This is a genomic window from Mesorhizobium sp. CNPSo 4688, from assembly GCF_057784295.1.
In genome coordinates this window covers 261,286-283,648 of sequence record NZ_JBWLUY010000003.1, presented here as the reverse complement: position 1 = coordinate 283,648, position 22,363 = coordinate 261,286, and the positions used below count along the sequence as shown (strand labels likewise).

16 protein-coding genes are annotated in these 22,363 nt (G+C 64.9%); 3 read left to right on the top strand and 13 right to left on the bottom strand.

Translation table 11 applies throughout. From position 1 onward, the window contains the following. Positions 1 to 7 precede the first annotated feature (7 nt). The 11 genes from addA to AC04SH_RS06915 form a co-directional block, all read right to left on the bottom strand. Positions 8 to 3,529, bottom strand: coding sequence for a double-strand break repair helicase AddA (gene addA / locus AC04SH_RS06965; protein WP_488574459.1), 3,522 nt, complete (start codon positions 3,527 to 3,529; stop codon positions 8 to 10). Further along, a complete protein-coding gene (addB, locus tag AC04SH_RS06960) occupies positions 3,526 to 6,663 on the bottom strand; it encodes a double-strand break repair protein AddB (RefSeq protein WP_488574458.1) in 3,138 nt (1,045 codons plus the stop codon). The genes addA and addB overlap by 4 nt, the downstream gene beginning before the upstream one ends. Further along, complete coding sequence (locus tag AC04SH_RS06955) at positions 6,660 to 7,364, bottom strand: nucleotidyltransferase family protein (protein ID WP_488574632.1); 705 nt, start codon at positions 7,362 to 7,364, stop codon at positions 6,660 to 6,662. Before AC04SH_RS06955 ends, addB begins: the two co-directional genes overlap by 4 nt. A gap of 14 nt (positions 7,365 to 7,378) precedes the next feature. After that, positions 7,379 to 8,890, bottom strand: a complete 1,512-nt coding sequence (gene tsaE / locus AC04SH_RS06950; protein ID WP_488574457.1) for a tRNA (adenosine(37)-N6)-threonylcarbamoyltransferase complex ATPase subunit type 1 TsaE — start codon at positions 8,888 to 8,890, stop codon at positions 7,379 to 7,381. Positions 8,891 to 8,898: 8 nt separating this feature from the next. Further along, positions 8,899 to 11,463 (bottom strand): sensor histidine kinase, encoded by a 2,565-nt coding sequence (locus AC04SH_RS06945; protein WP_488574456.1) that lies wholly within the window; start codon positions 11,461 to 11,463, stop codon positions 8,899 to 8,901. A gap of 289 nt (positions 11,464 to 11,752) precedes the next feature. Then, a complete protein-coding gene (ahcY, locus tag AC04SH_RS06940; protein ID WP_192255409.1) occupies positions 11,753 to 13,153 on the bottom strand; it encodes an adenosylhomocysteinase in 1,401 nt (466 codons plus the stop codon). Between the two features lie 251 nt (positions 13,154 to 13,404). Then, positions 13,405 to 13,701 (bottom strand): HPr family phosphocarrier protein, encoded by a 297-nt coding sequence (locus AC04SH_RS06935; RefSeq protein ID WP_477232156.1) that lies wholly within the window; start codon positions 13,699 to 13,701, stop codon positions 13,405 to 13,407. After that, complete coding sequence (locus tag AC04SH_RS06930) at positions 13,698 to 14,099, bottom strand: PTS sugar transporter subunit IIA (RefSeq protein WP_477232155.1); 402 nt, start codon at positions 14,097 to 14,099, stop codon at positions 13,698 to 13,700. Before AC04SH_RS06930 ends, AC04SH_RS06935 begins: the two co-directional genes overlap by 4 nt. A gap of 164 nt (positions 14,100 to 14,263) precedes the next feature. Next, positions 14,264 to 14,725, bottom strand: coding sequence for an HPr kinase/phosphorylase (locus AC04SH_RS06925; protein ID WP_488574455.1), 462 nt, complete (start codon positions 14,723 to 14,725; stop codon positions 14,264 to 14,266). A gap of 13 nt (positions 14,726 to 14,738) precedes the next feature. Beyond that, positions 14,739 to 16,523, bottom strand: coding sequence for a stimulus-sensing domain-containing protein (locus tag AC04SH_RS06920; RefSeq protein WP_488574454.1), 1,785 nt, complete (start codon positions 16,521 to 16,523; stop codon positions 14,739 to 14,741). Between the two features lie 24 nt (positions 16,524 to 16,547). After that, positions 16,548 to 17,249, bottom strand: coding sequence for a response regulator transcription factor (locus tag AC04SH_RS06915; RefSeq protein WP_010912942.1), 702 nt, complete (start codon positions 17,247 to 17,249; stop codon positions 16,548 to 16,550). Positions 17,250 to 17,594: 345 nt separating this feature from the next. Here AC04SH_RS06915 and AC04SH_RS06910 point away from each other — a divergent pair, with 345 nt between their 5' ends. From AC04SH_RS06910 to AC04SH_RS06900, 3 genes are all read left to right on the top strand, one after another. Continuing rightward, positions 17,595 to 19,205, top strand: a complete 1,611-nt coding sequence (locus AC04SH_RS06910; RefSeq protein WP_488574453.1) for a phosphoenolpyruvate carboxykinase — start codon at positions 17,595 to 17,597, stop codon at positions 19,203 to 19,205. Between the two features lie 86 nt (positions 19,206 to 19,291). Further along, positions 19,292 to 19,726, top strand: coding sequence for an alternative ribosome rescue aminoacyl-tRNA hydrolase ArfB (arfB, locus tag AC04SH_RS06905; RefSeq protein WP_352582760.1), 435 nt, complete (start codon positions 19,292 to 19,294; stop codon positions 19,724 to 19,726). 80 nt (positions 19,727 to 19,806) lie between these two features. Beyond that, positions 19,807 to 20,424: an alpha-ketoglutarate-dependent dioxygenase AlkB family protein gene (locus tag AC04SH_RS06900; RefSeq protein ID WP_488574452.1), complete on the top strand. Its 618-nt coding sequence runs from the start codon at positions 19,807 to 19,809 to the stop codon at positions 20,422 to 20,424. Here AC04SH_RS06900 and AC04SH_RS06895 read toward each other — a convergent pair. After that, positions 20,387 to 21,949, bottom strand: a complete 1,563-nt coding sequence (locus AC04SH_RS06895) for a hypothetical protein (protein WP_488574451.1) — start codon at positions 21,947 to 21,949, stop codon at positions 20,387 to 20,389. The two genes, AC04SH_RS06900 and AC04SH_RS06895, sit on opposite strands and share 38 nt — an antisense overlap. Next, positions 21,946 to 22,344, bottom strand: a complete 399-nt coding sequence (locus AC04SH_RS06890) for a GtrA family protein (RefSeq protein WP_488574450.1) — start codon at positions 22,342 to 22,344, stop codon at positions 21,946 to 21,948. The genes AC04SH_RS06895 and AC04SH_RS06890 overlap by 4 nt, the downstream gene beginning before the upstream one ends. Between the last annotated feature and the right edge of the window lie 19 nt (positions 22,345 to 22,363).

The window sequence follows — 22,363 nt, the reverse complement described above, 5'->3', positions numbered from 1 at the left end:
ACTTGTGTCACGCTCCCGTGAGTCGGGCAAGGGCATCGTCCATCGCTTCGGCCGGCAGTTCGATCAGCCTCGGCGCCTCGGTAAACAGCAGCGCCGCTCTCACCGCGCGGCCGGGATAAAGCGGCTTCAGCAGCGCGCGATAGAGCGCCAGCTGCAGGATATAGGCCGGCGGCACCTGCGCCAGCGTCATTGGCGCCGGCCGGTTGGTCTTGTAGTCGACGATCGAGACCTTTTGCGGCGTCACTGCCAGCCGGTCGATCTTGCCGGAGATCGAACGCAATCTGCCCTTGACCTCGAGGCTGCCCATGACGGCGACTTCGGCGCGGGACGAGGGCGAGAACAGCTCGGCAAAACGCGAATCCCCGAGGATCGCCATCACTGAGGCCAGCGCCTTGCTGCGTTCGGCTTCAGTCCAGTCGGCGCCGGCACGGCTTAGATACTGCCCCGCCGCGCCTTGCCGTTCGCCTTCGACGAAGCCGGGCAACATCTGCAGCAATTTGTGCAGCGCCAGTCCGCGCATCACCGCAAAACCGGGCTCCGCTTCATCGTCCAGCACCGGCGAGCGGGTGTCGACGACAGCTTCCTTGCCCTCGTCGATCAGCGCCGAAGCGCCGGAAGGTGACAGCGGGCGCGGCAGCTCTTCGTAAGGCGGCAAGGGGCGGAACAGGTTTGCCGGCAAGAACGGCAGAAGCGGTTGCGGCAGCCGCTTATCGTCGGCAGCAGCCAGCGGCACCGGCGGCAGCTTGGTCATGACGAAGCGATGAACCGGCTCGCCACTGGCGGGGTGGCGGCGCTCCGTGCTTTCGGGCGCACCTGTCAGCGCGCGGCTGACGATCGAATGCCAGGTGCCGGTGCTGGGCGAACGCTTGCCGTGATAGCCGCAGACGATCAGCCGGTCCTCGGCGCGTGTCATGCCGACATAGAGCAGGCGGCGGTATTCGTCGTCGGCAAGCTCGCGCGCCCGGGCCGAGGCCGCCTTGGAAAAGCCGTTGGCGACATCGCTGGCCGAGCGCCAGAGATAACCCTTGCCGTCAAAATTGCGGCCCGAGCCGTCGAACGGCATCAGTCGTGGCAGATGTTGGTCGCTGAACGGCGCCGACCCGCCATCGACCAGGAAGACAACGGGCGCTTCCAGGCCCTTGGCGGCGTGGACCGTCATGACGCGGACCTCGTCGCGCGTCTGGTCCATCTCGCGCTTGATCTCGGGACCGGTGTTTTCCAGCGTCGCCAGAAAGGCCTCTAGTCCCGGCAGGCCGGTGCGTTCCTCGGCCAGGCAAAAACTCAGGAATTCATCGAGGATGTCGCCGGCCTCCGGTCCGAGCCGAGCGATCATCTTCTTGCGCAGACCGTCGCGCGCCAGCACGCCGGCATAGAATTCGAACACCGGCCGGAACGCCGCCTCATTGGCCCAGCCGTCGAGCCGGGTGACGATAGCGGCCAGTGCGGGACTGTCGCCGGCATGCTGTCGCAGCGCCGTTATCAGCGATGTCGCGGCCGGCCTTCCCGCGCCAAGCGCAAAAAGCGTCTCCTCCGACACGTCGAAGATCGGGCTGCGCAGCACGGCGGCAAGCGAAAGATCATCCTGCGCCTGGATGAGGAAATGGCCGAGCGCGATCAGATCCTTCACCGCAATATGGCCAGGCAGACTCAACCGGTCGGCGCCGGCGACAGGAATGTCACGGTCCTTCAGCGCGCGTGACAGCGCATGCACGAAGCGGTCGCGTTTGCGCACCAGCACCAGAATGTCGCCGGCCCGCAGCCTGCGGCCCTTGCCCTCGATGATCTCGCGGTCCTTGAGCCAGGCCTGGATCGTCGCCGCCACATGTTCGGCAACGCGCACCGCCGGTGCGCTGGCGTGGTTGACCGGCAGCGTCCAGTCGTCGGGTTCCTCGACCGCATCGGCGCCAAGCGACGGCCAGACCTCGACATAGCCCGGCGCATCGTTGCGGATCGCCTTGTGGTCGAGCGGGTCGGGGTCGTGGCTGATGCCGCGCCGCACGCCCGGATCGGCAAAGACCCGATCTACGGCGGCCAGCACATCGTCGGTCGAGCGGAACGACCAGGTCAGCTTGAGATCGGCAAACGAGGCTTCGGCATCGCGCACGCGCCCGGCAAACAGAAGCCGGCTGTCGGCAAAGGAATCGGGCGCGGCCCCCTGGAACGAATAGATCGACTGCTTTTCGTCGCCGACGGCAAACATGGTGCGATTGGCGCTGCCGCGCTGGCCGTGGCCGGCGAAGAACTCTTCCGACAGCCGTTTCACCACCTCCCACTGGTCGGGGCTGGTGTCCTGCGCCTCGTCGAGCAGGATGTGGTCGATGCCCTGGTCGAGCTTGTATTGCACCCATGGGCCGGCATCGGGCCGCGACAGAAGATTGACCGTGCGGGTGATGAGATCGTTGAAGTCGAGGAAGCTGCGGCCGCGTTTCAGCCGCTCGTAGCGCACGATCAGCCAGTCGGCGATGGTCAGCGCCGCGACCGTGCCTTCCAGCATCCGGAACAGCGCCAGCCGGTCGGACACCTCGACGATCGCCCTGACCGCCGCCAGATAGCGTTCGGGAAGGTCGGGCAGCCGGTCGAGCAGCGCCTTTTTGAACAGCTTTGCCGGCTCGTAGGGGTCGCCGTCGGCCTTGAGGAAAGCCTTGCTCAGCATCTGCAGCCGGCGGATTGGATCTTCGTCGGCGAAGGCCGCGCGGGCATAGGGCAGCAGATTGTTAAGCACAGCGCGCGCATCGGCGCCTTCCGCCGCGCCGGCGAACACGGCAAGGAAATCCGGCGGGAAACCAGGCAACGGCCAGGCGGACGCCGCTATATCTTCGGCGCTTTGCCCGGAGTGAAAATGGAACTCGTCGAACAGGGCTTGAAAGCCGTTGCCGTCGCGCCTGACCGCGTCGATGAAGCCGCGCAGCCCATCGCGCTTGCGCACGATTTCGGTCAGCAGCGCGTCGAGTCCGTGTTCGCCGCCGCGCTCCAGCACGGTGGCGAAGGCCTCTGCCAGCCCGGCGTCTCCGGCTGAGGTGCCCGAAATCATGTCGCGGCGGGCGGCTGCGAACAGCGATGCCTCCATTTGCGGGTCGAGCAATTCGAAATGCGCCGGGATGTTGGCCTCCAGCGGAAACTGGTGCAGCACCGATTCGCAAAAGGCGTGGATGGTCTGGATCTTCAGCCCGCCCGGCGTCTCCAGCGCCTCGGCAAACAGCCGGCGCGCCCGGCGCATCGTGTCGCGGTCGGGCCGGCGATCGTCCAGCGCGGTTATCCTGGCGGCAAGCTCGGCATCGCCAAGCCCCGTCCAGTCCGAGAGCGTCGAGAAGACGCGGTTCGACATGTTGGCGGCGGCGGCCCGCGTATAGGTCAGGCACAGGATCTTCGACGGATCGGTGCCGTTGAGCAGCAGCCGGATGACGCGCTGCGCCAGCACATGCGTCTTGCCCGAGCCGGCATTGGCCGACACCCAGGCCGAGTTCTTCGGGTCGGAGGCGCGCGCTTGGCTCGCGGCGGTTTCTGAGGGGATGGGGTAGGCCTTCTTCATGCCTCCCCGCCCTCATCGTCGCTGTCACCGCCGGCCGACCATTCGAGCACGCGCGCCAGATGGTCGTAATCGCCATCGCTCTCGCCTTCGCGGAACGGCAGCGCCCGCGACAGATAGCCGGTCGTCGGATCGGCATAGTGGACCAGCAGCTTTTCCAGCCGCGCCCAGGCCTCTTCGGCAAGGTCTTCGGCGGTTCGGATTTTGCGACTGTATTCGAGGATGGATTCGGGTTCGACGTCCCCATTCGATTTCAGTCGAACGAAGGCGAGGTCTGACGGTTCACGTGCACCAAGGGTTCTGAAAGCGCCGCGTCGGAGCAGCGCGCCCTCAAGTGCCAGTTGTGGCGCCAGCAGCGTGTGTGCCTGCGCCTTGGATGGCGAGGAACCGGTTTTGTAGTCGAGAATGTCGGCCATGCCGCCGGCCAGCAGGTCGACGCGGTCTGCATAGCCGGACAGCGTCACGCCGGTGCGGCCGACAGCCGTCTTCTCGGCCCGCTCCTCGGCATGCCGCCGGATCACCGCGTCAGCACGCTTGCGTTCCCAGTCTATGATGTTGGCGGCAAGCTTTTCGAAGCGCGGCCACCATACCGCCTCGACATCGGCAGGAAGGGCTATCTCGGCAAAGCATGTCCGGCCGGCGGCGATAAGGCGTTCCAGGGCTTCCGGCGCGCGCGGATCGGCAACCTCTGTCGAGAACAGGTGCAGTATGTTGTGAAACAGCGTGCCACGCTCGGCCGCTCCGGGGTCGCGGATCACCGGTTCGAGCGGCAACAGGCCAAGAATGCGCCTTGCATAGACCGCATAGGGGTCGCGGCGCAGCGTTTCGATCTCGGTGACAGAGAAATGCTGCGGCCGCACGCCCAGCGGCGGCTTCGGCTGCGGCCGTGGCGCGAAACGCTTGCGCTCGCCGGCATCGAGGGTTCGCGCCCAGACCAGCAATTCATCTCCGCGACCGCGCAGTGCGGTGGCAGGATCCTTGCCGATGAAGGTCAGGATGCGCTGCAGCCAGCGCGACGGCACGGCCGGCGCGTCGCCGGCGCGGGCGGAGCGCGTCAGCACCACCTTGTTCGCTCCCATCGCCATCTGGAAATCGTGGGCGGCAAGGCCGATGCGGCGTTCGGGCGGCTCAAGGTCGATGCCGGTCTTCATCAGCCGCGACATGAAGCGGTCGCTCTCAGGCTTGCGCGGCCACACGCCCTCGTTCAACCCGCCGATGACCAGCGTGTCGACATTCTGCAGCCGCGCTTCCAGTGCGCCCCAGATGGCGATGTTGCGGTCTGTGCCTTGTCCCGGCTTCACCGTCTCGGGCGCGATCAGCGCGTCCATGACATCGGGCCATTCGTCGGCCGGGAAGTCGAAGGAGGCCGAGGCCGCGACCACGCCCCGCAGCAGCTCGGCGAGCTTCTCGCCGGCATCGCCGGCATAAAGTTCGGCGAGACTGCCATCCGCCGTGCGGCCGAGATTTTCCAGCGCGGCGACGCTCGCCTCGGCCAGCGCGACGAGATCGGCATTCTCTTCGCCGCGAAAAGTGGTCAGCGGCGCCAGCGCCGTCGCAAGCCGGCCCAGCAGGTCGCGAGCCTCCTCGATACCGCGCATGCTCAGGCGCGAAAACCAGAAGGGCTGGCGCCTGTCGCTGCTCAGGCCGGCAAGCCGCTCCTCGAACAGCGTCGCCAGTGAGGCGATATCGGGACGCCCGGTGCCGCCGCGCAGCGCCACCAGTTCGATGAGCTCAGCGGCATGGCGCACGCCGGCCCGCTCCAGTCCGAGCCCGAGCAGCGGATGCTTGAGCAGTGACAGCAGGCCGACCGGGTCGCCGGGCCGGAACACGGCCTGCAGCGTCAACCGGAGCAAGCTGGCCGCAGGTGTGTTGGCTAGCGGCGTCCCACCGGAATCGTCGGCGACGACGCCGAAGCGCAGAAGTTCGGCCGAGACGCGTCGCGCCAGCGCCCGGTCGCCGGTGACGAGCGCCGCCCGCTGTCCCGGCTGCTCGACGGCTGTCTTCAGTGCAATGGCGATTGCCACCGCCTCGTCGCGTTCGCTGGCGGCTTCGACCAGCGTCACACCGGCGAAGGCCTCGGCGATGTCGCCGGCATTGAAGGCAATGCGCGTCTCGGCCCACAATTCGGTGGTTTCTGCGGGCCGCAGCGCCTCGCCGACAAGCGCGGCACGAAGGGCCTGCGCCGGCTCGGCGGATACGACCTCCTCGACGTCGCCGCGCAGCACGCCGATCTTGCCGATCAGCTTGGCCATGCCGTATTGCGGATGACCGAGCAGAGCCGGCCGAGCGCCGGGTGCTGCAATCGCGGCAAAGGACGGCTCGTCCAGCATCCGGTCGAGACCGGGCAGCACGACGGCGCCGTTGGGCAGACCGGCGACCGCGGCAAGCAGTTCGGCCGTGGCCGGGATCGAGCCGGTGGAGCCGGCGGCGATCACCGGGCCTTTCGGCGGATTGCGTTCCAGCCGCTTCGCCTCACGCCGGATCAGCGCATTGCGGTGCGCGGCCGGGTTGGAGCGGTCGCGCTCCTCCAGCAACTTCGGCCAGGCGTCGGTGACGATGCGGAGGAAGTCGAGCGTCACCAGCCACCAGCCGGCAAGATTGCCGGTCACCAGATCGGCAAGCCTGGTCCAGTCCGTGCCTTCGGTTTCGATCTCGTCCATCAGCCGGGCAAGGTCGCGCGCCAGCCAGATCGCATCGGCGGCTGAGGCCGGCACGACGATCTCTTCGTCGAACATGGCCAGGACATGCGCCGGCAAGGTGCGCTTCCAAGCCCGCACCAGCGGCGCCAAAAGGAGCAGGCGTTCGATCGCGGCGATCGGCGGCGCCATTTCAAGCTCGGTCGACGCGCCTGCGTCGAAGGCGGCCTCGTCCTCGTCGAACTCGCCGAGCGGGCGGATGACCGGCAGGATCGCCGAACGGCGGCTCGCTCCCGGTCCGGAAAGCGCGTCGACAAAGGCACCGCGCAACGCCCGGGCCGCGCGGCGTGTCGGCACATAGATGGTGACGTCGGCCAGCGCCAGCGGATCGCCGTCGAAACGAAAGCCAGGCACCAGCCGTCCGGCCAGCAAGGCCTCGGCCAGAGTCGGCAGGAATGGCGCTCCGGGCGGGATCGAGAGAACGCGGCGCGAGCCGCTCATACCGCTCCTGCGAGGGCGGCGGCGACCGCCGCTTCCGCTTGCGGAATAGCATCGGGCGTACCGACGGTGATCCAGCGGCCGCGCATCTGCATGCCGAACAGGCGGCCAGAGGCGATCGCCTTGTCGAAATAAGCATTGAGCGAATGCGCGCCGGCTGGCGCGTCCTTGAAGATGGCGGGATCAACGATCGCCGCCCCCGCATAGATCAGCCCGGCCGGATCGCCTTTCGAGCGCCGCAGGCCGCCATCCGGCGCCATCAGGAAATCCGTGCCGACGCAATGTCCGGTCGCCGAGTCGAGATCGGTAAGCATCAGCAGAATATCCATTTTCGCGCCGTCCCATGCAAGGGAAAGGCGCTCCAGGCTGGGCTGGCCGCTGTCGATCCAGAACGTGTCGGCATTGATGATGTAGAAGGGTTCGGCACCCAGCTGCGGCAATGCCTTGACGATGCCTCCGGCCGAATTCAGCAGCGCATCGCGCTCGTCGGAAATGACAATTTTCGGCACCTGCCTGTGGGCGACATGAGCAACGATCTGGTCCGGCAGATAGTGCACGTTGACGACGGCTTTCTCGACGCCAGCCGCCGCCAGGCTGTCCAGCCCCCAGTCGAGCAAGGTCTTGCCGGCGATCCTCACCAGCGGCTTAGGCATGGTGTCGGTGATCGGCCGCATGCGTTTGCCGAGACCAGCTGCCAGCACCATCGCGGTGGTCAGGGTCACGGTGCGCGTTCCTCCAGCAGGCCATGCGCCATATAGAACTCCTTCAGCCCGGCCAGCGCCGGGTGCGCCAGCGCCCGCCTGAGATAGTCGCGGATGCGCGGCAGGTGTTTCAGATAATAGGGCTTGCCGTCGCGCTTTTCGAGCCGCACGAAAATGCCGAGGATTTTCGAATTGCGCTGCGCCGCCATGATTGCATAGGCCTCGCGGAAAGCGGACTCGTCGAAGCCGCCGGCGGCTTGACGCGCCGCGACATAGGCATCGACGGTGTGTTGCTCGATGTCGGGCGAGACGGTGACGCGGGCATCCATGGCCAGCGATGCCACGTCATAGGCCGCCGGACCGATCAGCGCGTCCTGGACGTCCACGATGCCGAGACGATCGTGGCCGGTGCGCTCGCCGCGCCAGATGATGTTGGGCGAATGGAAGTCGCGCAGCATCAGCGTGTAGTCGCGTTCGTTCAACCGGTCGAGAACCGCGTTCCATTCCTTGTGATAGCCGGCGCGCAAGGCCTCGCTTGCCGGACCGCCGGTCACCATCGGCACATACCAGTCGACCAGAAGGTCAGCTTCGATCAGCATGGCGTCGCGATCGAAGGGCGGCACCTCGTGGAAAACGCCGGGCACTGCCTCCATGCGCTGCGGCCAGGTCTTGCCATGCATCATCGCCAGCAATTCGGCCGCGGCCGAATAGCGCTCCGCCACCGGCTCGCCTTGGCCGTCGAGAAAGCCTTCCGAGCCCAGATGCTCCAGCAGCAGAAACCCTTGCTCGAGATCCTCGGCATGGATTTTTGGAACGCTGACGCCTCGCGCCAGCAGCGCCTTGTCGATGGCGACGAAGGCCGTCACCGACTGCGCGGTGTGGGCGATTACCGCATAGGGTTTGCCGTCGCGCACCGGCGGTCCGAGCACCAGCCGCGGCGAGTTCATCAGCACGCGCGGCTCGAGGCCCGTGAGCGAGACGATCTCGTAAGAGCGCGCCGAGGCGTCGCCGACGAAATGGCGCCGCGCGGCCTCGCCCCAGCCGGCCGTTTCGAGGAAGTCGCGCATCGCCAGCGATCGCGTCACGCGTTCGAAGGCTGCACCTTCGCCCGACAAGTTCGCTAATCGGCCTTCGCCATGATGGACGAGTTCGATCCAGATCGACGTCTTGGGTAAGGCGGCCTCGGCCCGCTCCGGCCATTCAACCAGGGCAGCGCCTTGCAGCAGCGCTTCGTCGAAACCCAGCTCGTCGATCTCGCCGGCTGAGGACAGCCGATAGAGGTCGAAATGATGGACGGGAATGCGCGTCTCGTAGCTTTGCACCAAAGTGAAGGTCGGGCTCGGCACGTCGAGGCCGGCATCGTCGGCCAGCGCCCGGATCAGAGCACGCGCCAGCGTCGACTTGCCGGCACCGAGATCGCCCTTGAGCGCCAGCACATCGCCCGGTCGCAGCGCCATGGCCAGGTCCTCGCCGAGCCTTGCGGTCGCAGCCTCGTCGGCGAGAAAACGCTCCAGCACAGCAACAGTCATCGAGCGCGCTACTCGGCCGCGGCGCGGACGCCCGACGGTGCATCGGGGAAGGTGCAGATGACGGTGGTGCCCTGGTCCTTGCCGGTCTCGATGCGCACGCTGCCGCCATGCAGCTCGACAAAGCTCTTGACGATCGACAGGCCGAGCCCGGCGCCGCGCCTGCGTCCGCCATTGGTACGCGGCTCGAAGCGGCGGAACACCGAATCGAGCAGGTCCGGCGGCATGCCGGGACCGTCATCGTGGACGGAGAATTCGACACCTTGTTCCAAATGGCGGCAGGCCAGCGTGATCGTGCTCGCTTCCGGCGCGTAATTGGCCGCGTTGCTCAACAGATTGTAGAGGATCTGGCGGACCCGGGTCTCGTCGCCATGGAAACTCTTCGGCGCGGCCGCGGCGTCTATCCTAAGCTTGATTGCATGCTCTTCCAGCCGGTCGGCGACCAGTTCGGCGGCGGCCTGGATGGTGCGATCGACGCTCACCTCCGAAATGTCGAGCTGCATGATGCCGGCGTCGACGGTGGCGAGGTCGAGTATGTCGTTGACGATGGTGAGCAGCACCGAAGACGACGAGCCGACATGCTCGACATATTCGCGTTGCTTGGGGCTAAGCGGCCCGGTCGTTGGCAGCGACAACAACTCGGTGAAGCCGATGATGTTGGTCAGCGGCGAGCGCAGCTCGTAGGAAACGTGCTGCACGAACTCGTTCTTCAGCTGGTCGGATTTCTGCAGCGCCTCGTTCTTGTCCTTCAGGGCGCGCTCGACATTGACGCTGTCGGTGACGTCAACGAAGGTCATCATCACCTGGCCGTTGGGCAGCGGGATGACGGCGTAGCTTAGCACGGTGCCGTTCCTTAGCTCGGTCTGGCCGTGGCGCTCGCGGCGCTCGTCGTCGAAACCGGTGATGGCGGCGACGAACCCGCCCCACGGGCTGTCAACGGCGCGCTGGTCGCTGAGGTCTCGGATGGCCGAGACATGGACGTTGGGCTTGACCACATCCTGGCTCAGCCCCCACAGCGCGACAAAGGCCGGGTTGGACAGACGCAGCCGCCCATCGGGGCCGAACACCGCGACGCCCTCGGCCAGATTGTCGAGCGTCTCCCCCTGGACCCGCACGGCGGTCTGGTAACGGCTTTCCAGGTCCATCTTCTCGGTCAGGTTCTCGAACACCCAGGTCACGCCGCCCTTGGGCTGCGGGTTGGCGACCACGCGGATGGTCTTGCCGTCGGGCAGATGCCACCAGTGCTCCTGCGATTCGACCGCGCGGTAGGCGCCAAGCAGGCCTTCCTTCCAGCGCCGCCATTCCGGCTGCTCGGCGATCTTGCCTTCGCTGCGCAGCCGATCGAGCAAAAGCGCATTATCCGGCGCGCTGTGCAGGAAGCCAGAGTCCAGCCCCCACAGCTTCTGGAAAGCCTGGTTGAAAAAGCGCAGCTTCTCATCGGTATCGAAGATCGCCACCGCCGTGTTGAGCTGGTCGAGCGTGTCGGCATGGCTGCGCACCGTTCGCTCATATTCGCCGCGGATGGTTTCTGTGGCGCTTGTGTCGCAGGCAAGGCCCGCCGAGCCGTCGCTGCCGGCGAAATCGGTGACGGCGAAGACGCGGCGGTCACCCTCGATCACCGTCGACAGCGTCTGTTCGAACACCGGCCGTGACTTGTGTTGTTCGGCGATCTGTTCGCGCGCCTGGCCGCCGAGGAATTCCTTGGCTTCGCGCACGGCAGTTTCGGCGTTCGGGGCCTCGACCGCGCCAGCATAGGCGCGGTTGACCCATTTCAGCCGCCCATCGGTGGCGCGCAGCCATGCCGGCATCGGCAAGGCGTCAAGCAGGCCGATCATGGTGTCGTAGTCGGCGGCCAGCCGCTGGTTCTCGATCTTCAGCCTGGCCTGGCTTCGCTGTGTTTCCGACAGCGAGACGAAGCGCACCAGCACATGGGCGGCACTCTTGCGGCCATGCACTTCGAGCGGCGCCCCGGCCTGCGATTCGATGACCAGATCGAACGGCTTGGCTTTCTCGCGCAGGCCCGCGACGGCATTTTCGAGCGCCGCCGCAGAGCGCGGCATCAGCCAGCGGCCGAAGGCCAGGAACGCCGCGCGGTCTTCCGGTGCGCCGCTTTCGAGCGGCAAAGTTCCGATCAGCTCGGGCTTCTTGTTCTCCGAAGCCCAGACGATGATGCGCTGGTCGCGCAGATTGAGCAGCGCTTCCGAACGCTGCAGCGCCGCGTTGACGTCGGCGATGCGGGCCCTGAGCTCGACATTCTGCGCCGAGGTGCGGGCTCTTTCGCGGATCAGGAAGATGGCCGAGACCAGAGCGGCGCCCATGACGCCAACGAACATGGCGAGCTGGATGACCTCCACCGCGCTGACCGACAGCCCGGCCTTCTGCGCCATGGACGGCTCGGCATGCGCGGCAAACGAAGTGAGCGGACCGGCAAGCGCGGACGTGGCGAGAAAGCCCGCGACGCGGGCGCCGACGCGCTTCTTTCGGCCGCCGCCTGTCTTGGCGGAGCCAGTGATATCGGAATCGTCATGGCCGCCGGAAACGGCCCATCCCGCGCGAGGCGGGTTTTCCCCCGGCATGTCTTGGTCCTCTTCGCCGCCTGAATGCAAGACCGCCTAGATCAGGATGACGTTGGTAGAACGCCCTCCCGATCTAACTCCTTTTTTGAAGAGCATGATCTTTTCCGAAAACCGGTTCCCACTTTTCGGGATCATGCTCTCTATGCGTGCGCCGGCCCTCGTCCCCGGCCCGCGAATCACCACAATAGCGCGTGCTGGAATCGGCGTGAAGAATCATTCCGCGCAAAAAAGAAGCCGGGCGAAATGTCAATCGCCCGGCTTCAATATCTAGTGGTAATTTGCGCTATGCTTAATAGCGGTAGTGTTCCGGCTTGAACGGACCCTGCGGGGTCACGCCGATATAGGCGGCCTGTTCGCCGGACAGTTCGGTCAGGCGGGCGCCAAGCTTGTCGAGATGCAGGCGCGCCACCTTCTCGTCGAGATGCTTGGGCAGCACATAGACCTGGTTCTGGTACTGGCCGGGCTTTGTGTAGAGTTCGATCTGCGCCAGCACCTGGTTGGTGAACGAGGCCGACATCACGAAGCTCGGATGGCCGGTGGCGTTGCCGAGGTTGAGCAGGCGTCCCTCGGACAGAAGGATCATGCGCTTGCCGTCCGGGAAAGTGATCATGTCGACCTGCGGCTTGACGTTGGTCCATTTCAGGTTGCGCAGCGACGCCACCTGAATCTCATTGTCGAAGTGGCCGATGTTGCCGACGATCACCATGTCCTTCATCGAGCGCATGTGGTCGAGGGTGACGACATCCTTGTTGCCGGTCGTGGTGATGACGATGTCGGCGGTCGGGGCCGCATCTTCCAGCGTGACCACCTCAAAGCCATCCATTGCCGCCTGCAGCGCGCAGATCGGATCGACCTCGGTGACCTTGACGCGGGCGCCGGCGCCCTTGAGCGAGGCCGACGACCCCTTGCCGACGTCGCCATAACCGCAGACGACCGCGACCTTGCCGGCCATCATGGTGTCGGTGCCGCGGCGAATGCCGTCGACGAGCGATTCCTTGCAGCCATATTTGTTGTCGAACTTCGACTTGGTGACCGAGTCGTTGACGTTGATCGCCGGGAAGGGCAGCAGGCCCTTCTTCTGCAACTGGTAGAGGCGGTTGACGCCCGTCGTCGTCTCTTCGGTGACGCCGCGGATCGCTTCCTTCTGCTTGGTGAAGAAGCCGGGCGAAGCCTTCAGGCGCTTCTTCACCTGGGCGTAGAAGTACTCCTCTTCCTCGCTGTGCGGGTTGGACAGCACGTCCTCGCCGGCTTCGGCGCGGGCGCCGACCAGGATGTACATGGTGGCGTCGCCGCCATCGTCGAGGATCATGTTGGAGAGGCCACCATCGGCCCACTGGAAGATCTTGTCGGTGTAGTCCCAGTACTCTTCGAGGCTCTCACCCTTGACGGCAAAAACCGGGATACCGGCTTCGGCGATGGCTGCGGCGGCATGGTCCTGGGTCGAGAAGATGTTGCACGAGGCCCAGCGGATGTCGGCGCCGAGCGCCTTCAGCGTCTCGATCAGCACGGCCGTCTGGATAGTCATGTGCAGCGAGCCGGTGATGCGCGCGCCCTTCAGCGGCTTCTTGGCGCCGAATTCCTCGCGGCAGGCCATCAGGCCCGGCATTTCGGTTTCGGCGATATCGAGTTCCTTGCGGCCCCAGCCGGCAAGCGAGATGTCGGCGACCACATAGTCCTTGCTACCTGTCATGGCAGTGCTCCGGTGTGATTTGTCTTCAGATGCGCCTGCGCCACACGGCGCGTCCAAGGGCGCGGGAATGCCGGCCTGACTAGCAGATCGCCGCTCAGACGACAATGGGATATAAAGAAATCTTTATGCGCGTATGTGTTTGCGGAGCGTGATCCGAACCGAAGGGCCGCGTCAGCGAAAAGTGGAAGCCGGTTTTCTCAGACAAAACGGGAACCGTTTTGTCTGGAGATCATGCTCAAACAAAAAGAGCTTCAGCACTCTTCGCCGAAGCGCGAGGCGACCAGCTGCTCCAGCGCATCCATCACCGCGACGGCCTCAGCGCCGCTGGCGGTGACGCGGATCGAATAGCCGGGGCTCGCCGCCAGCATCATCAGGCCCATGATCGAGGTGCCGCCGACCTTGACGCCGTCCTTCTCGACATGGACGATGGCGTCGAAGCCGCTGGCGACCTGGACGAACTTGGCCGAGGCGCGCGCATGCAGGCCGCGCTGGTTGACGATCGGGAACTCGCGCACGACCTTCTCTTGCTCCGGCGACAACGCGTTCATTTGCTGCTCAAGAGCTGGCTGGCGACGTTGATGTATTTGCGCCCGGCGGCCTGTGCCTCGTCGAGCGCGGCCGCCATGTTGTCACCCTTGCGGATCGACGACAGCTTGATCAGCATCGGCAGGTTCATGCCGGCGATGACCTCGGTGCGGCCGGATTCCATCACCGAAATGGCAAGGTTGGACGGCGTGCCGCCGAACATGTCGGTCAGAACAATGACGCCGGCCCCGGTGTCGACGCGGCCGACAGCGTCGACGATATCGCTCCGCCGCTGCTCCATATCGTCATCGGCGCCGATCGCCACGGTTTCGAAATTGTCTTGTGGCCCCACGACATGTTCCACGGCATGGCGGAACTCGGCGGCCAGTTGACCGTGCGTTACAAGCACGAGTCCGATCATTCTATGGTGGCTCCCGTCATCGCCGCTTCACAGGCGCTTTTTATGCTCGCCGGCCATCCCAGGCGGCGGGAGCGCTATCTTGTCGACGCGCGGCGCGTTGACAAGCCCAAAATTGCGCCTGCCATGGCCATTTTGACGCATTGCAGCAAAAAACCGGGGGCGGATCATACGAAAGGCGCAATCGCCAGCCGCGCCATGACCGCCGGCAAAGCCGCACTGACGTTGCGTTCGGCAAGGTCGATGCGCGGCACATTGCAGCCCGCGATCATCTCGCTCAACTCGTCCTGGAAACGCACCATTTCCTCGGCGGCAACCAGTTGGATCGCGAGGTCGATCACCGCGCCGGGTTCGAACAAAAGCAGCTTCGGCCCAAGCCCGGGCACCTCGGTGAGGCCGGCGATGCTGGTCGGCGCACGGCAGACCAGCCGCCCGAAATGCGCCGCGACAAACAGCTGGTCGTCGCCGATCAACCGCGCAAACAGTCCGCGCCGGCCGAAATGATCGATCAGCGCCAGCGCCAGCGTCGTCTTGCCTGAGCCGGACGGCCCGGTGATGAGAATGCCGCGCTCGCCGATCAGGATCGCGGTGGCGTGGATATTTTCGGGCTTCACGGCGGGATCGGGCATTGCGTGGCTGCGATCAGCCTTCGGCCGGCAGCGTGACGACGAAGCGTGCGCCCTTGATGTCGCCCGGCTTGGTGCCGGGGATGTTCTCGGCTGTCAGCGTGCCGCCATGGGCTTCGACGATCTGCCTAGATATCGACAGGCCAAGGCCGGAATTCTGGCCGAACGCCTCGCCGGCCGGCCGATCGGTGTAGAAGCGCTCGAAGATGCGGTCGATGGCGTCGGCGCGGATGCCGGGGCCGTTGTCGTCGACGGTGACGATGTTGACCTTGCCCGAGCGTGCCAGGGAAATGGCAATGTGGCCGTGGTCCTCCGGGACGAAGGAGCGGGCATTCTCGATCAGATTGGTGATGACCTGGCCGATCCTCAGATCATGGCCGGTGACGAAATAGCCTTTGACGCCTTGCGGCAGCTTGGCGGCCTTGAACTCGATCTCGACCGCCTTCTTGTTGCGCGTCGCCTCGCGCGACACGGCGACGAGGTCGGTGATGAATTTCTTCAAATCGACGATTGCCGCGTCTTCGCGCGCCAGCTCGGCGTCGAGGCGCGAGGCATCGGAAATGTCGGTGATCAACCGGTCCAGCCGCCGGACATCGTGCTGGATGATCTCCATCAGACGCGCGCGAGAATTATCATTCTTCGCCAAGGGCAGCGTCTCCACCGCGCTGCGCAGCGAGGTCAGCGGGTTCTTCAACTCGTGCGAAACGTCGGCGGCAAAGCTTTCGATCGCCTCGATGCGGGCATAGAGCGCATTGGTCATGTCGCGCACCGCGATCGACAGATTGCCGATCTCGTCCTGGCGGTCGGAAAAGTCGGGGATTTCCTCGCGACTCTTGACGCCGCGCCGCACGCGCACCGCCGCCGCCGACAGCCGCCGCAGTGGATTGGCGATGGTGGACGCCAGCAGCATCGACAGGATGGCGGTGACCAGTGCCGCGATGCCGAACACGCGCAGGATCGCTTTGCGCTCGGCGGCGACGATCTTGTCGATGTCGCCGCCTTCGGTCGAAAGCATCAGCACGCCGAGCACGGCGCGGAAGCGCTGGATCGGCACCGCGACCGAGACGATCTGCTCGCCTTGTTCGCTCACCCGCACGATCGTCGACGGGCTGCCGGTCAGCGCCTTGACCACTTCCGGGAAGGCGGCGCCGTTGCCGCCGGGCTGCTCGTGGTAGACGGGCAGGTCCTTGTTGCGGAAGAAATCGAAGACGAATTTCTGCACCCGCTCCAGCATGTCCGGCTGCTCGTCCTCGACCGGCGGCAGGTCGTAGCGCAGGATCTGGCCGCGCGAGTAGAGATGGCGTGAATCGAGCAGCAAATTGGCGTCGCGGTCATAGATGCGGGCGCGCGTGCGCGTCGGCGAAATCAGCCGCCGCAAGACCGGCGCGACGCGCTCGGGATTGATCGGGAAATCGAGATTGTCGAGCTGGTCAGAACCCGGCCCCAGGCTCTCGCCGGCCTGCAGTTCGAGCAGTTTTTCCGGATCGATGCTGATCGAATCCGTCTCGACCGTCGCCGACGCAGCGATCGCGCCGGCGATGATCTCGCCCTGCGTCATCAGGCTTTCGACGCGGGCATCGATCAGCCCGTCGCGGAAAGTGTTGAGATAGAGGATGCCGGTAACCAGCACGGCCAGGCCGGCCAGGTTGAGGAACAGGATGCGCCGGGTCAGGCTGGAAAAGATGTGATGGCCGAGGAAGCGGCGCATCGGCACCGTGATCCTCGACAGGAATGCGGGCATAATCCTGGACGACCGCCTGCCGGCGCCCGCCCGTCTGCCTCGCTCTACGTCAACTGCCATCGAATAGCAGCTCCCGGTCCGGTCTTAAGCTTCGCGGAACCGGTACCCGACTCCGTAAAGCGTTTCGATCATTTCGAAGTCATCGTCGACGGCCTTGAACTTCTTGCGCAGCCGCTTGATGTGGCTGTCGATGGTGCGGTCGTCGACATAGACCTGCTCATCATAGGCCGAATCCATCAACGCATCACGGCTTTTTACCACGCCGGGGCGCTGCGCCAACGAGTGCAGGATGAGAAATTCGGTGACCGTCAGCGTCACCGGCTCGCCCTTCCAGGTGCAGGTGTGGCGTTCCTGGTCCATGACGAGCTGGCCGCGTTCGAGCGAGCGAGCCTGCTGGCTGGGCGCCTTTGCCGCAGCCTCGCGGGCACTGGCACGGCGCAGCACGGCGCGCACCCGCTCAACCAGCAGGCGCTGCGAGAACGGTTTGCGGATGAAATCGTCGGCGCCCATCTTGAGGCCGAAAAGCTCATCGATCTCGTCGTCCTTCGAGGTCAGGAAGATCACCGGCAGGTCGGACTTCTGCCGCATCCGGCGCAGCAGCTCCATGCCGTCCATGCGTGGCATCTTGATGTCGAGGATGGCGAGATTCGGCGGACGCGCCGCCAGGCCTTCCAGCGCCGACGCTCCATCCGTGTAGGTCTCGACGCGATACCCCTCGGATTCGAGGGCGATCGAGACCGACGTCAGAATGTTGCGATCGTCATCGACAAGCGCGATTGTTGCCATTTCAAGCGGCTCCCTCATGAGCTGTCCCTTCTGTCTTAGAGAAGGGGCTTTTGCAGGACAAATTAGGTACAAAATGTGGCACAGGCTCCATCCGCTGTCGCGGACGGCTTTCCAGCGGCCCCATCGGAACCTCTACACGGATTGGACGAACACTGTGTGCCAATCCTTTGGGCAACCACTGTGATTTTTTGCACATATAAACGATTTAAACAACTTTCAAATTTTTTAAATCGATTAATGATTTGATATCATTCGGGTTTTCTGGTTCTGACCGTCTCAGCCACCTCGCGGGCATGCCGGAAATACGCCGGCAAACTGCGGCGAATCCAGAAGAAGGGACCCTTGATGTCGGAAGTCGGCAAACGCAATTCCGCCTGCGCGATCGATCGTATCGGCCTGAAAACCACCGGCACGGTTCATTATAATTTTGGTGCGGCCGCCCTTTACGAGGACGCGATCCGCCGTGGCGAGGCCAGGTTGACCGCCGGCGGCGCCCTGCTTGCCGAGACCGGCCAGCACACCGGCCGCTCGCCCAAGGACAAGTTTGTCGTGCGCGACGGCGCCACCGAGGCCCATATCTGGTGGGACAACAACAAGGCGATTTCGCCGGCCCAGTTCGAGACGCTGTTCGCCGATTTCCTTGTCCACGCCGCGGACAAGGATCTTTATGTGCAGGATCTCGTCGGCGGCGCCGACGCCGATCTGAAGCTGCCGACGCGGGTCATCACCGAATTCGCCTGGCACTCGCTGTTCATCCGCAACCTGCTCATTCGCCCCGATGCGGCCGAGCTCGAGCAGTTCGTGCCGGAGATGACGATCATCGACCTGCCGTCCTTCCGCGCCGATCCGGCCCGCCACGGCAGCCGCACCGAAACGGTGATTGCGGTCGACCTGATCCGCAAGATCGTGCTGATCGGCGGCACCTCCTATGCCGGCGAAATGAAGAAGTCGGTGTTCACCATGCTGAACTACCTCTTGCCGGCCAAGGGCGTCATGCCGATGCACTGCTCGGCCAATGAGGGACCGGCCGGCGACGCGGCGATCTTCTTCGGGCTTTCCGGCACCGGCAAGACGACGCTGTCGGCCGATCCGTCACGTACGCTCATCGGTGACGACGAGCATGGCTGGGGGCCGCACGGCATCTTCAATTTCGAAGGCGGCTGCTACGCCAAGACGATCCGGCTGTCGGCCGAAGCCGAGCCGGAGATCTTTGCCACCACGCAGCGTTTCGGCACGGTGCTGGAAAATGTCGTGCTTGACGCAAACCGCGTGCCGGACTTCAATGACGGAAGGCTGACCGAAAACACGCGCTGCGCCTATCCGCTCGACTTCATCCCCAACGCCTCGAAGACCGGGCGCGCCAGCCACCCCAGGAACATCATCATGCTGACCGCCGATGCTTTCGGCGTCATGCCGCCGATCGCACGGCTGACCCCGGCGCAGGCGATGTATCATTTCCTCTCCGGCTACACGGCCAAGGTGGCCGGCACCGAAAAGGGCGTGACCGAGCCTGAAGCAACGTTCTCGACCTGTTTCGGCGCGCCGTTCATGCCGCGCCATCCCAAGGAATACGGCAATCTGCTGCGCGAGTTGATCGCTCGCCACGACGCCGATTGCTGGCTGGTCAACACCGGCTGGACCGGTGGCGCCTATGGCACCGGCAAGCGCATGCCGATCAAAGCGACGCGCGCCTTGCTGGCCGCCGCGCTCGACGGTTCGCTGAAGGCGGCCGGCTTCCGCACCGATGCCAATTTCGGCTTCGAGGTGCCGGTGGCCGTTCCGGGCGTCGACAGCGCCATTCTCGACCCGCGTTCGAACTGGGCCGACAAGGCTGCCTATGACCGCCAGGCAGCAAGGCTGGTCGGCATGTTCGCCGTCAACTTCGAGAAATTCGAAAGCCACGTTGATGCCGTCGTGCTCGGCGCCGCGCCGCGTCTGCAGGAGGCTGCGGAGTAATCGCGACGTCGCTCTCGGTATATCGTTGAAAGGCCCGGTCCCGATCGGGCCTTTTCTTTTTCGGTCCGCCGCGCCATGACTGCGGCATGCCGATCGACGACATCATCATTGCCGACGAAGCCGTGATCCACCAGGGCGACCTGCACGAGGATTTCATCCGCTCGTCCGGCCCCGGCGGCCAGAACGTCAACAAGGTGGCCACCGCCGTGCAGCTGCGCTTCGACGCGGCCAATGCCACCGGCCTGTCGGAGCGCGTGCGCGCACGCACCATCAAGCTTGCCGGTCAGCGCGCTACCAAGGACGGCGTCATCGTCATCGAGGCCGGGCGCTTCCGCACCCAGGAGCAGAACCGGGCCGATGCCCGGGCAAGGCTGACGGCACTGGTCGCCAAGGCCGCCGAACCACCGCCGCCGCCGCGCAAGAAGACCAGGCCGTCGAAAGGGGCGGTGGAGCGGCGGCTGAAGAGCAAGGCCGGGCGCGGCACGATCAAGAAGCTGCGCGGCCGGGTCGAGAACGATTAGGTTGAAGAGTGTTGGCGGCTTTCGGGTCGCCGTTTTTGTTTGGCGGTGGCATTGTTGACTGGATCAACCCGGGTCCACTCATGCTCGTTCTGCCCAAAGGCGTCCGCCATATGCCTGGCTACTTGCCCCGCGCGGCGCAGGAAGCGCTGGTCGAAGACGTACGCAAGGTGGTGCAGCAGGCGCCGCTGTTCGTGCCGTCGATGCCGCGCACCGGCAAGGAGATGAGCGTGCGCATGACCAATTGCGGCTCGCTCGGCTGGGTCACCGACAAGGAACTGGGATATCGCTACCAGCCGACGCATCCGCTGACCGGGGAGCCATGGCCGCCGATCCCCGACTCGTTGATGCAATTATGGCAGGAGGTCGCCGCCCATCCGCATCCGCCGGAGGCCTGCCTGGTCAATTTCTATACGCAGGAGGCCAAAATGGGCCTGCACCAGGACCGCGACGAAGCCGATTTCTCGGCGCCCGTGGTTTCCGTTTCGCTCGGCGACGATTGTCTGTTCCGGGTCGGCCAGACGACGCGCGACGGCGGCACCAAATCGTTCAGACTGAAAAGCGGCGATGTCGTCGTGCTCGGCGGCGAAGGCCGGCTCTGCTTCCACGGCGTCGACCGCATCTACCCGTCGACCTCGGCGCTGCTGAAGAATGGCGGCCGCATCAATCTGACGCTGCGGCGGGTGACGAAGGCCGGCTAGCGTCGTTGCGAAGAAGGACCCTCAACGTATCGTCCTCGGCGATCTGCCGATAACCTTGCATGAAGCGGGTGAAATCCTGTCGGCCGGAAAGCTCGGTTAACCACAAGATGTCCGCTTTCTGTACAATCACCAGCGATGGCCGCTTGCTTTCGAGTTGGGCAAGCTTGTCGTCGATGTAGCGATCGGTGATCTGCCGGTAGTGTTCGGCCGCCGCCTGGTTGCCGCTTTGCGCCTCGACCTGCGCGAAATAGGTGGCGAACCCGCCAAGCCAATCGCTGCAGTAGATCGAGATCCAGCTGCCGCCGACCATCCGCGTCAGCGGATGGCCCGCGGCAATGTCCGACCCTATGAGTGCGACCGTCGGATGGTCCACCGCGGCCTTTATCGTGGCGACGAAATCGGCGCCGGGTTTCTGGCTGGGCCAGAAGGGAACGGCATTGGCCAGAATGGTGGTGGCAAGCAAAAGCACGCGCGCCGACCCCATGCTCGCGCCCGATGGCGATTGCCTCGCGGGGTCGATCTGGACGGCTCTGAGCAGCAACGCCGCGGCCATCAGGCTGATCGCCGGGAATGCATGATAGGGCCAGCCCTTGGCCTGGTAGACGAGAGGCACGGTGGCCGCCAATGACGCCAGGACGAACACCATGATCAGCGGCGACAAGACGAGGCCCGGCCGAAGCAAACGCAGCATGTAGAGTGCGACGAGATAGGCCGGTGCATACTTGACCACCAGCGCTTGCACGACCCCCAGGCGCATATAGGTGTCGGCCAGCACAGGGTAGATGGCGTTGAGGAACTCTGGATAGAAGTACAGCACGGCGACCAGATAGGCGACGCAGACCAAACCGATGACCCAGTATTCGATGCAGAAGAGCGACCAGACCGACCGGCGCCGCCAGGCCACGTAAAGCGCTGGAACCAGCACCATCAGCGCATAATAGGGTTTCACAAGCACCAGTACGCTGCCGCAAAGGCCGGCCAGTACCGCTATCGGCAAGCTCGGCGTGCGCCCGTCCGTCGGCGCGGCGCGCCAGGCCATCAACACCAGCAACGGCAGAAACAGGGCGACGCCCAGATGCTCCCGCTCGCTGAAAGCATTGCCGGGAAACAGCACCAGCAAGGCCAGGAACATTGGCGCCAGCCGGTAAAGAGCCGGATTCTCGGCAAGGCGGGCGCAGTGCGCGATAAAGCCGGCAAACACCAGGCCGAACACACATAGCCCATAGCTGTAGACATGTACGGCAATTTCCGGCGCCACACCGAGCCGATTGGCGGCATAGACCGCCGGCATATACAGCCACACGCTGAATGGCGGATTGGTCTCGATCAAATCGACATAGAGCCGATCTCCGGCAAGCATGCGCTCGCAGAGCGCGATCACCCAGCTGGTGTCGGGAACGACGCCCCAGCGCGCCTGCCAAGGCACGGCAACGACAAGCACAGCCGCCGCAAGGACAAGCGGCCACAGCCGCTCAGCTTGGCCTATGACGCCGTGAGCGAGGGGCTGGTCCTGAATTGCGCTCATTTCAAATCGTTCCGCAGGCTGGCATCGGTGCCCGCGAACACCCAGTGGCGAAGCACGACATAGTTGACGAGGGGGATGAGGATGCATGTCGCCACGATCGGGACCAGCGCCGGCAGGCCGAGCAGTCCAGACAGCAGCGCCGGCAGGAGCAGGGAAACCGCCAGGCCGACGAGAGTGAGAGCGACAAAGCGCGGCGCCTCGAAACGGTGCGCCCCGTCAGAGACGAAGGTGAAATATTTGTGCCCCGCATAGGAGAACAGCGCCGCCGTGAGATAGGCGGCAAACGATGCGAGCGTGACTCGCAACCCGGCAAACGACAGGCAGAGCGCGACGGCGGCATAGAGGCCTGTCGCCATGCCGCCGATCACGGCAAAGCGGGAAACGGAATGGTTCACGACTGCCGAAATCATCGCA

What these genes read in the sequence shown, in the direction of transcription:
- AC04SH_RS06935 (WP_477232156.1), bottom strand. Translation starts at nt 13,701, where the DNA reads ATGAACGCGTTGTCGCCGGAGCAAGAGAAGGTCGTGCGCGAGTTCCCG.
- AC04SH_RS06900 (WP_488574452.1), top strand. Translation starts at nt 19,807, where the DNA reads ATGCTCGTTCTGCCCAAAGGCGTCCGCCATATGCCTGGCTACTTGCCC.
- AC04SH_RS06915 (WP_010912942.1), bottom strand. Translation starts at nt 17,249, where the DNA reads ATGGCAACAATCGCGCTTGTCGATGACGATCGCAACATTCTGACGTCG.
- AC04SH_RS06910 (WP_488574453.1), top strand. Translation starts at nt 17,595, where the DNA reads ATGTCGGAAGTCGGCAAACGCAATTCCGCCTGCGCGATCGATCGTATC.
- tsaE (WP_488574457.1), bottom strand. Translation starts at nt 8,890, where the DNA reads ATGACTGTTGCTGTGCTGGAGCGTTTTCTCGCCGACGAGGCTGCGACC.
- AC04SH_RS06930 (WP_477232155.1), bottom strand. Translation starts at nt 14,099, where the DNA reads ATGATCGGACTCGTGCTTGTAACGCACGGTCAACTGGCCGCCGAGTTC.
- addA (WP_488574459.1), bottom strand. Translation starts at nt 3,529, where the DNA reads ATGAAGAAGGCCTACCCCATCCCCTCAGAAACCGCCGCGAGCCAAGCG.
- arfB (WP_352582760.1), top strand. Translation starts at nt 19,292, where the DNA reads ATGCCGATCGACGACATCATCATTGCCGACGAAGCCGTGATCCACCAG.
- AC04SH_RS06955 (WP_488574632.1), bottom strand. Translation starts at nt 7,364, where the DNA reads ATGGTGCTGGCAGCTGGTCTCGGCAAACGCATGCGGCCGATCACCGAC.
- AC04SH_RS06945 (WP_488574456.1), bottom strand. Translation starts at nt 11,463, where the DNA reads ATGCCGGGGGAAAACCCGCCTCGCGCGGGATGGGCCGTTTCCGGCGGC.
- ahcY (WP_192255409.1), bottom strand. Translation starts at nt 13,153, where the DNA reads ATGACAGGTAGCAAGGACTATGTGGTCGCCGACATCTCGCTTGCCGGC.
- AC04SH_RS06920 (WP_488574454.1), bottom strand. Translation starts at nt 16,523, where the DNA reads ATGGCAGTTGACGTAGAGCGAGGCAGACGGGCGGGCGCCGGCAGGCGG.
- AC04SH_RS06895 (WP_488574451.1), bottom strand. Translation starts at nt 21,949, where the DNA reads ATGAGCGCAATTCAGGACCAGCCCCTCGCTCACGGCGTCATAGGCCAA.
- addB (WP_488574458.1), bottom strand. Translation starts at nt 6,663, where the DNA reads ATGAGCGGCTCGCGCCGCGTTCTCTCGATCCCGCCCGGAGCGCCATTC.
- AC04SH_RS06925 (WP_488574455.1), bottom strand. Translation starts at nt 14,725, where the DNA reads ATGCCCGATCCCGCCGTGAAGCCCGAAAATATCCACGCCACCGCGATC.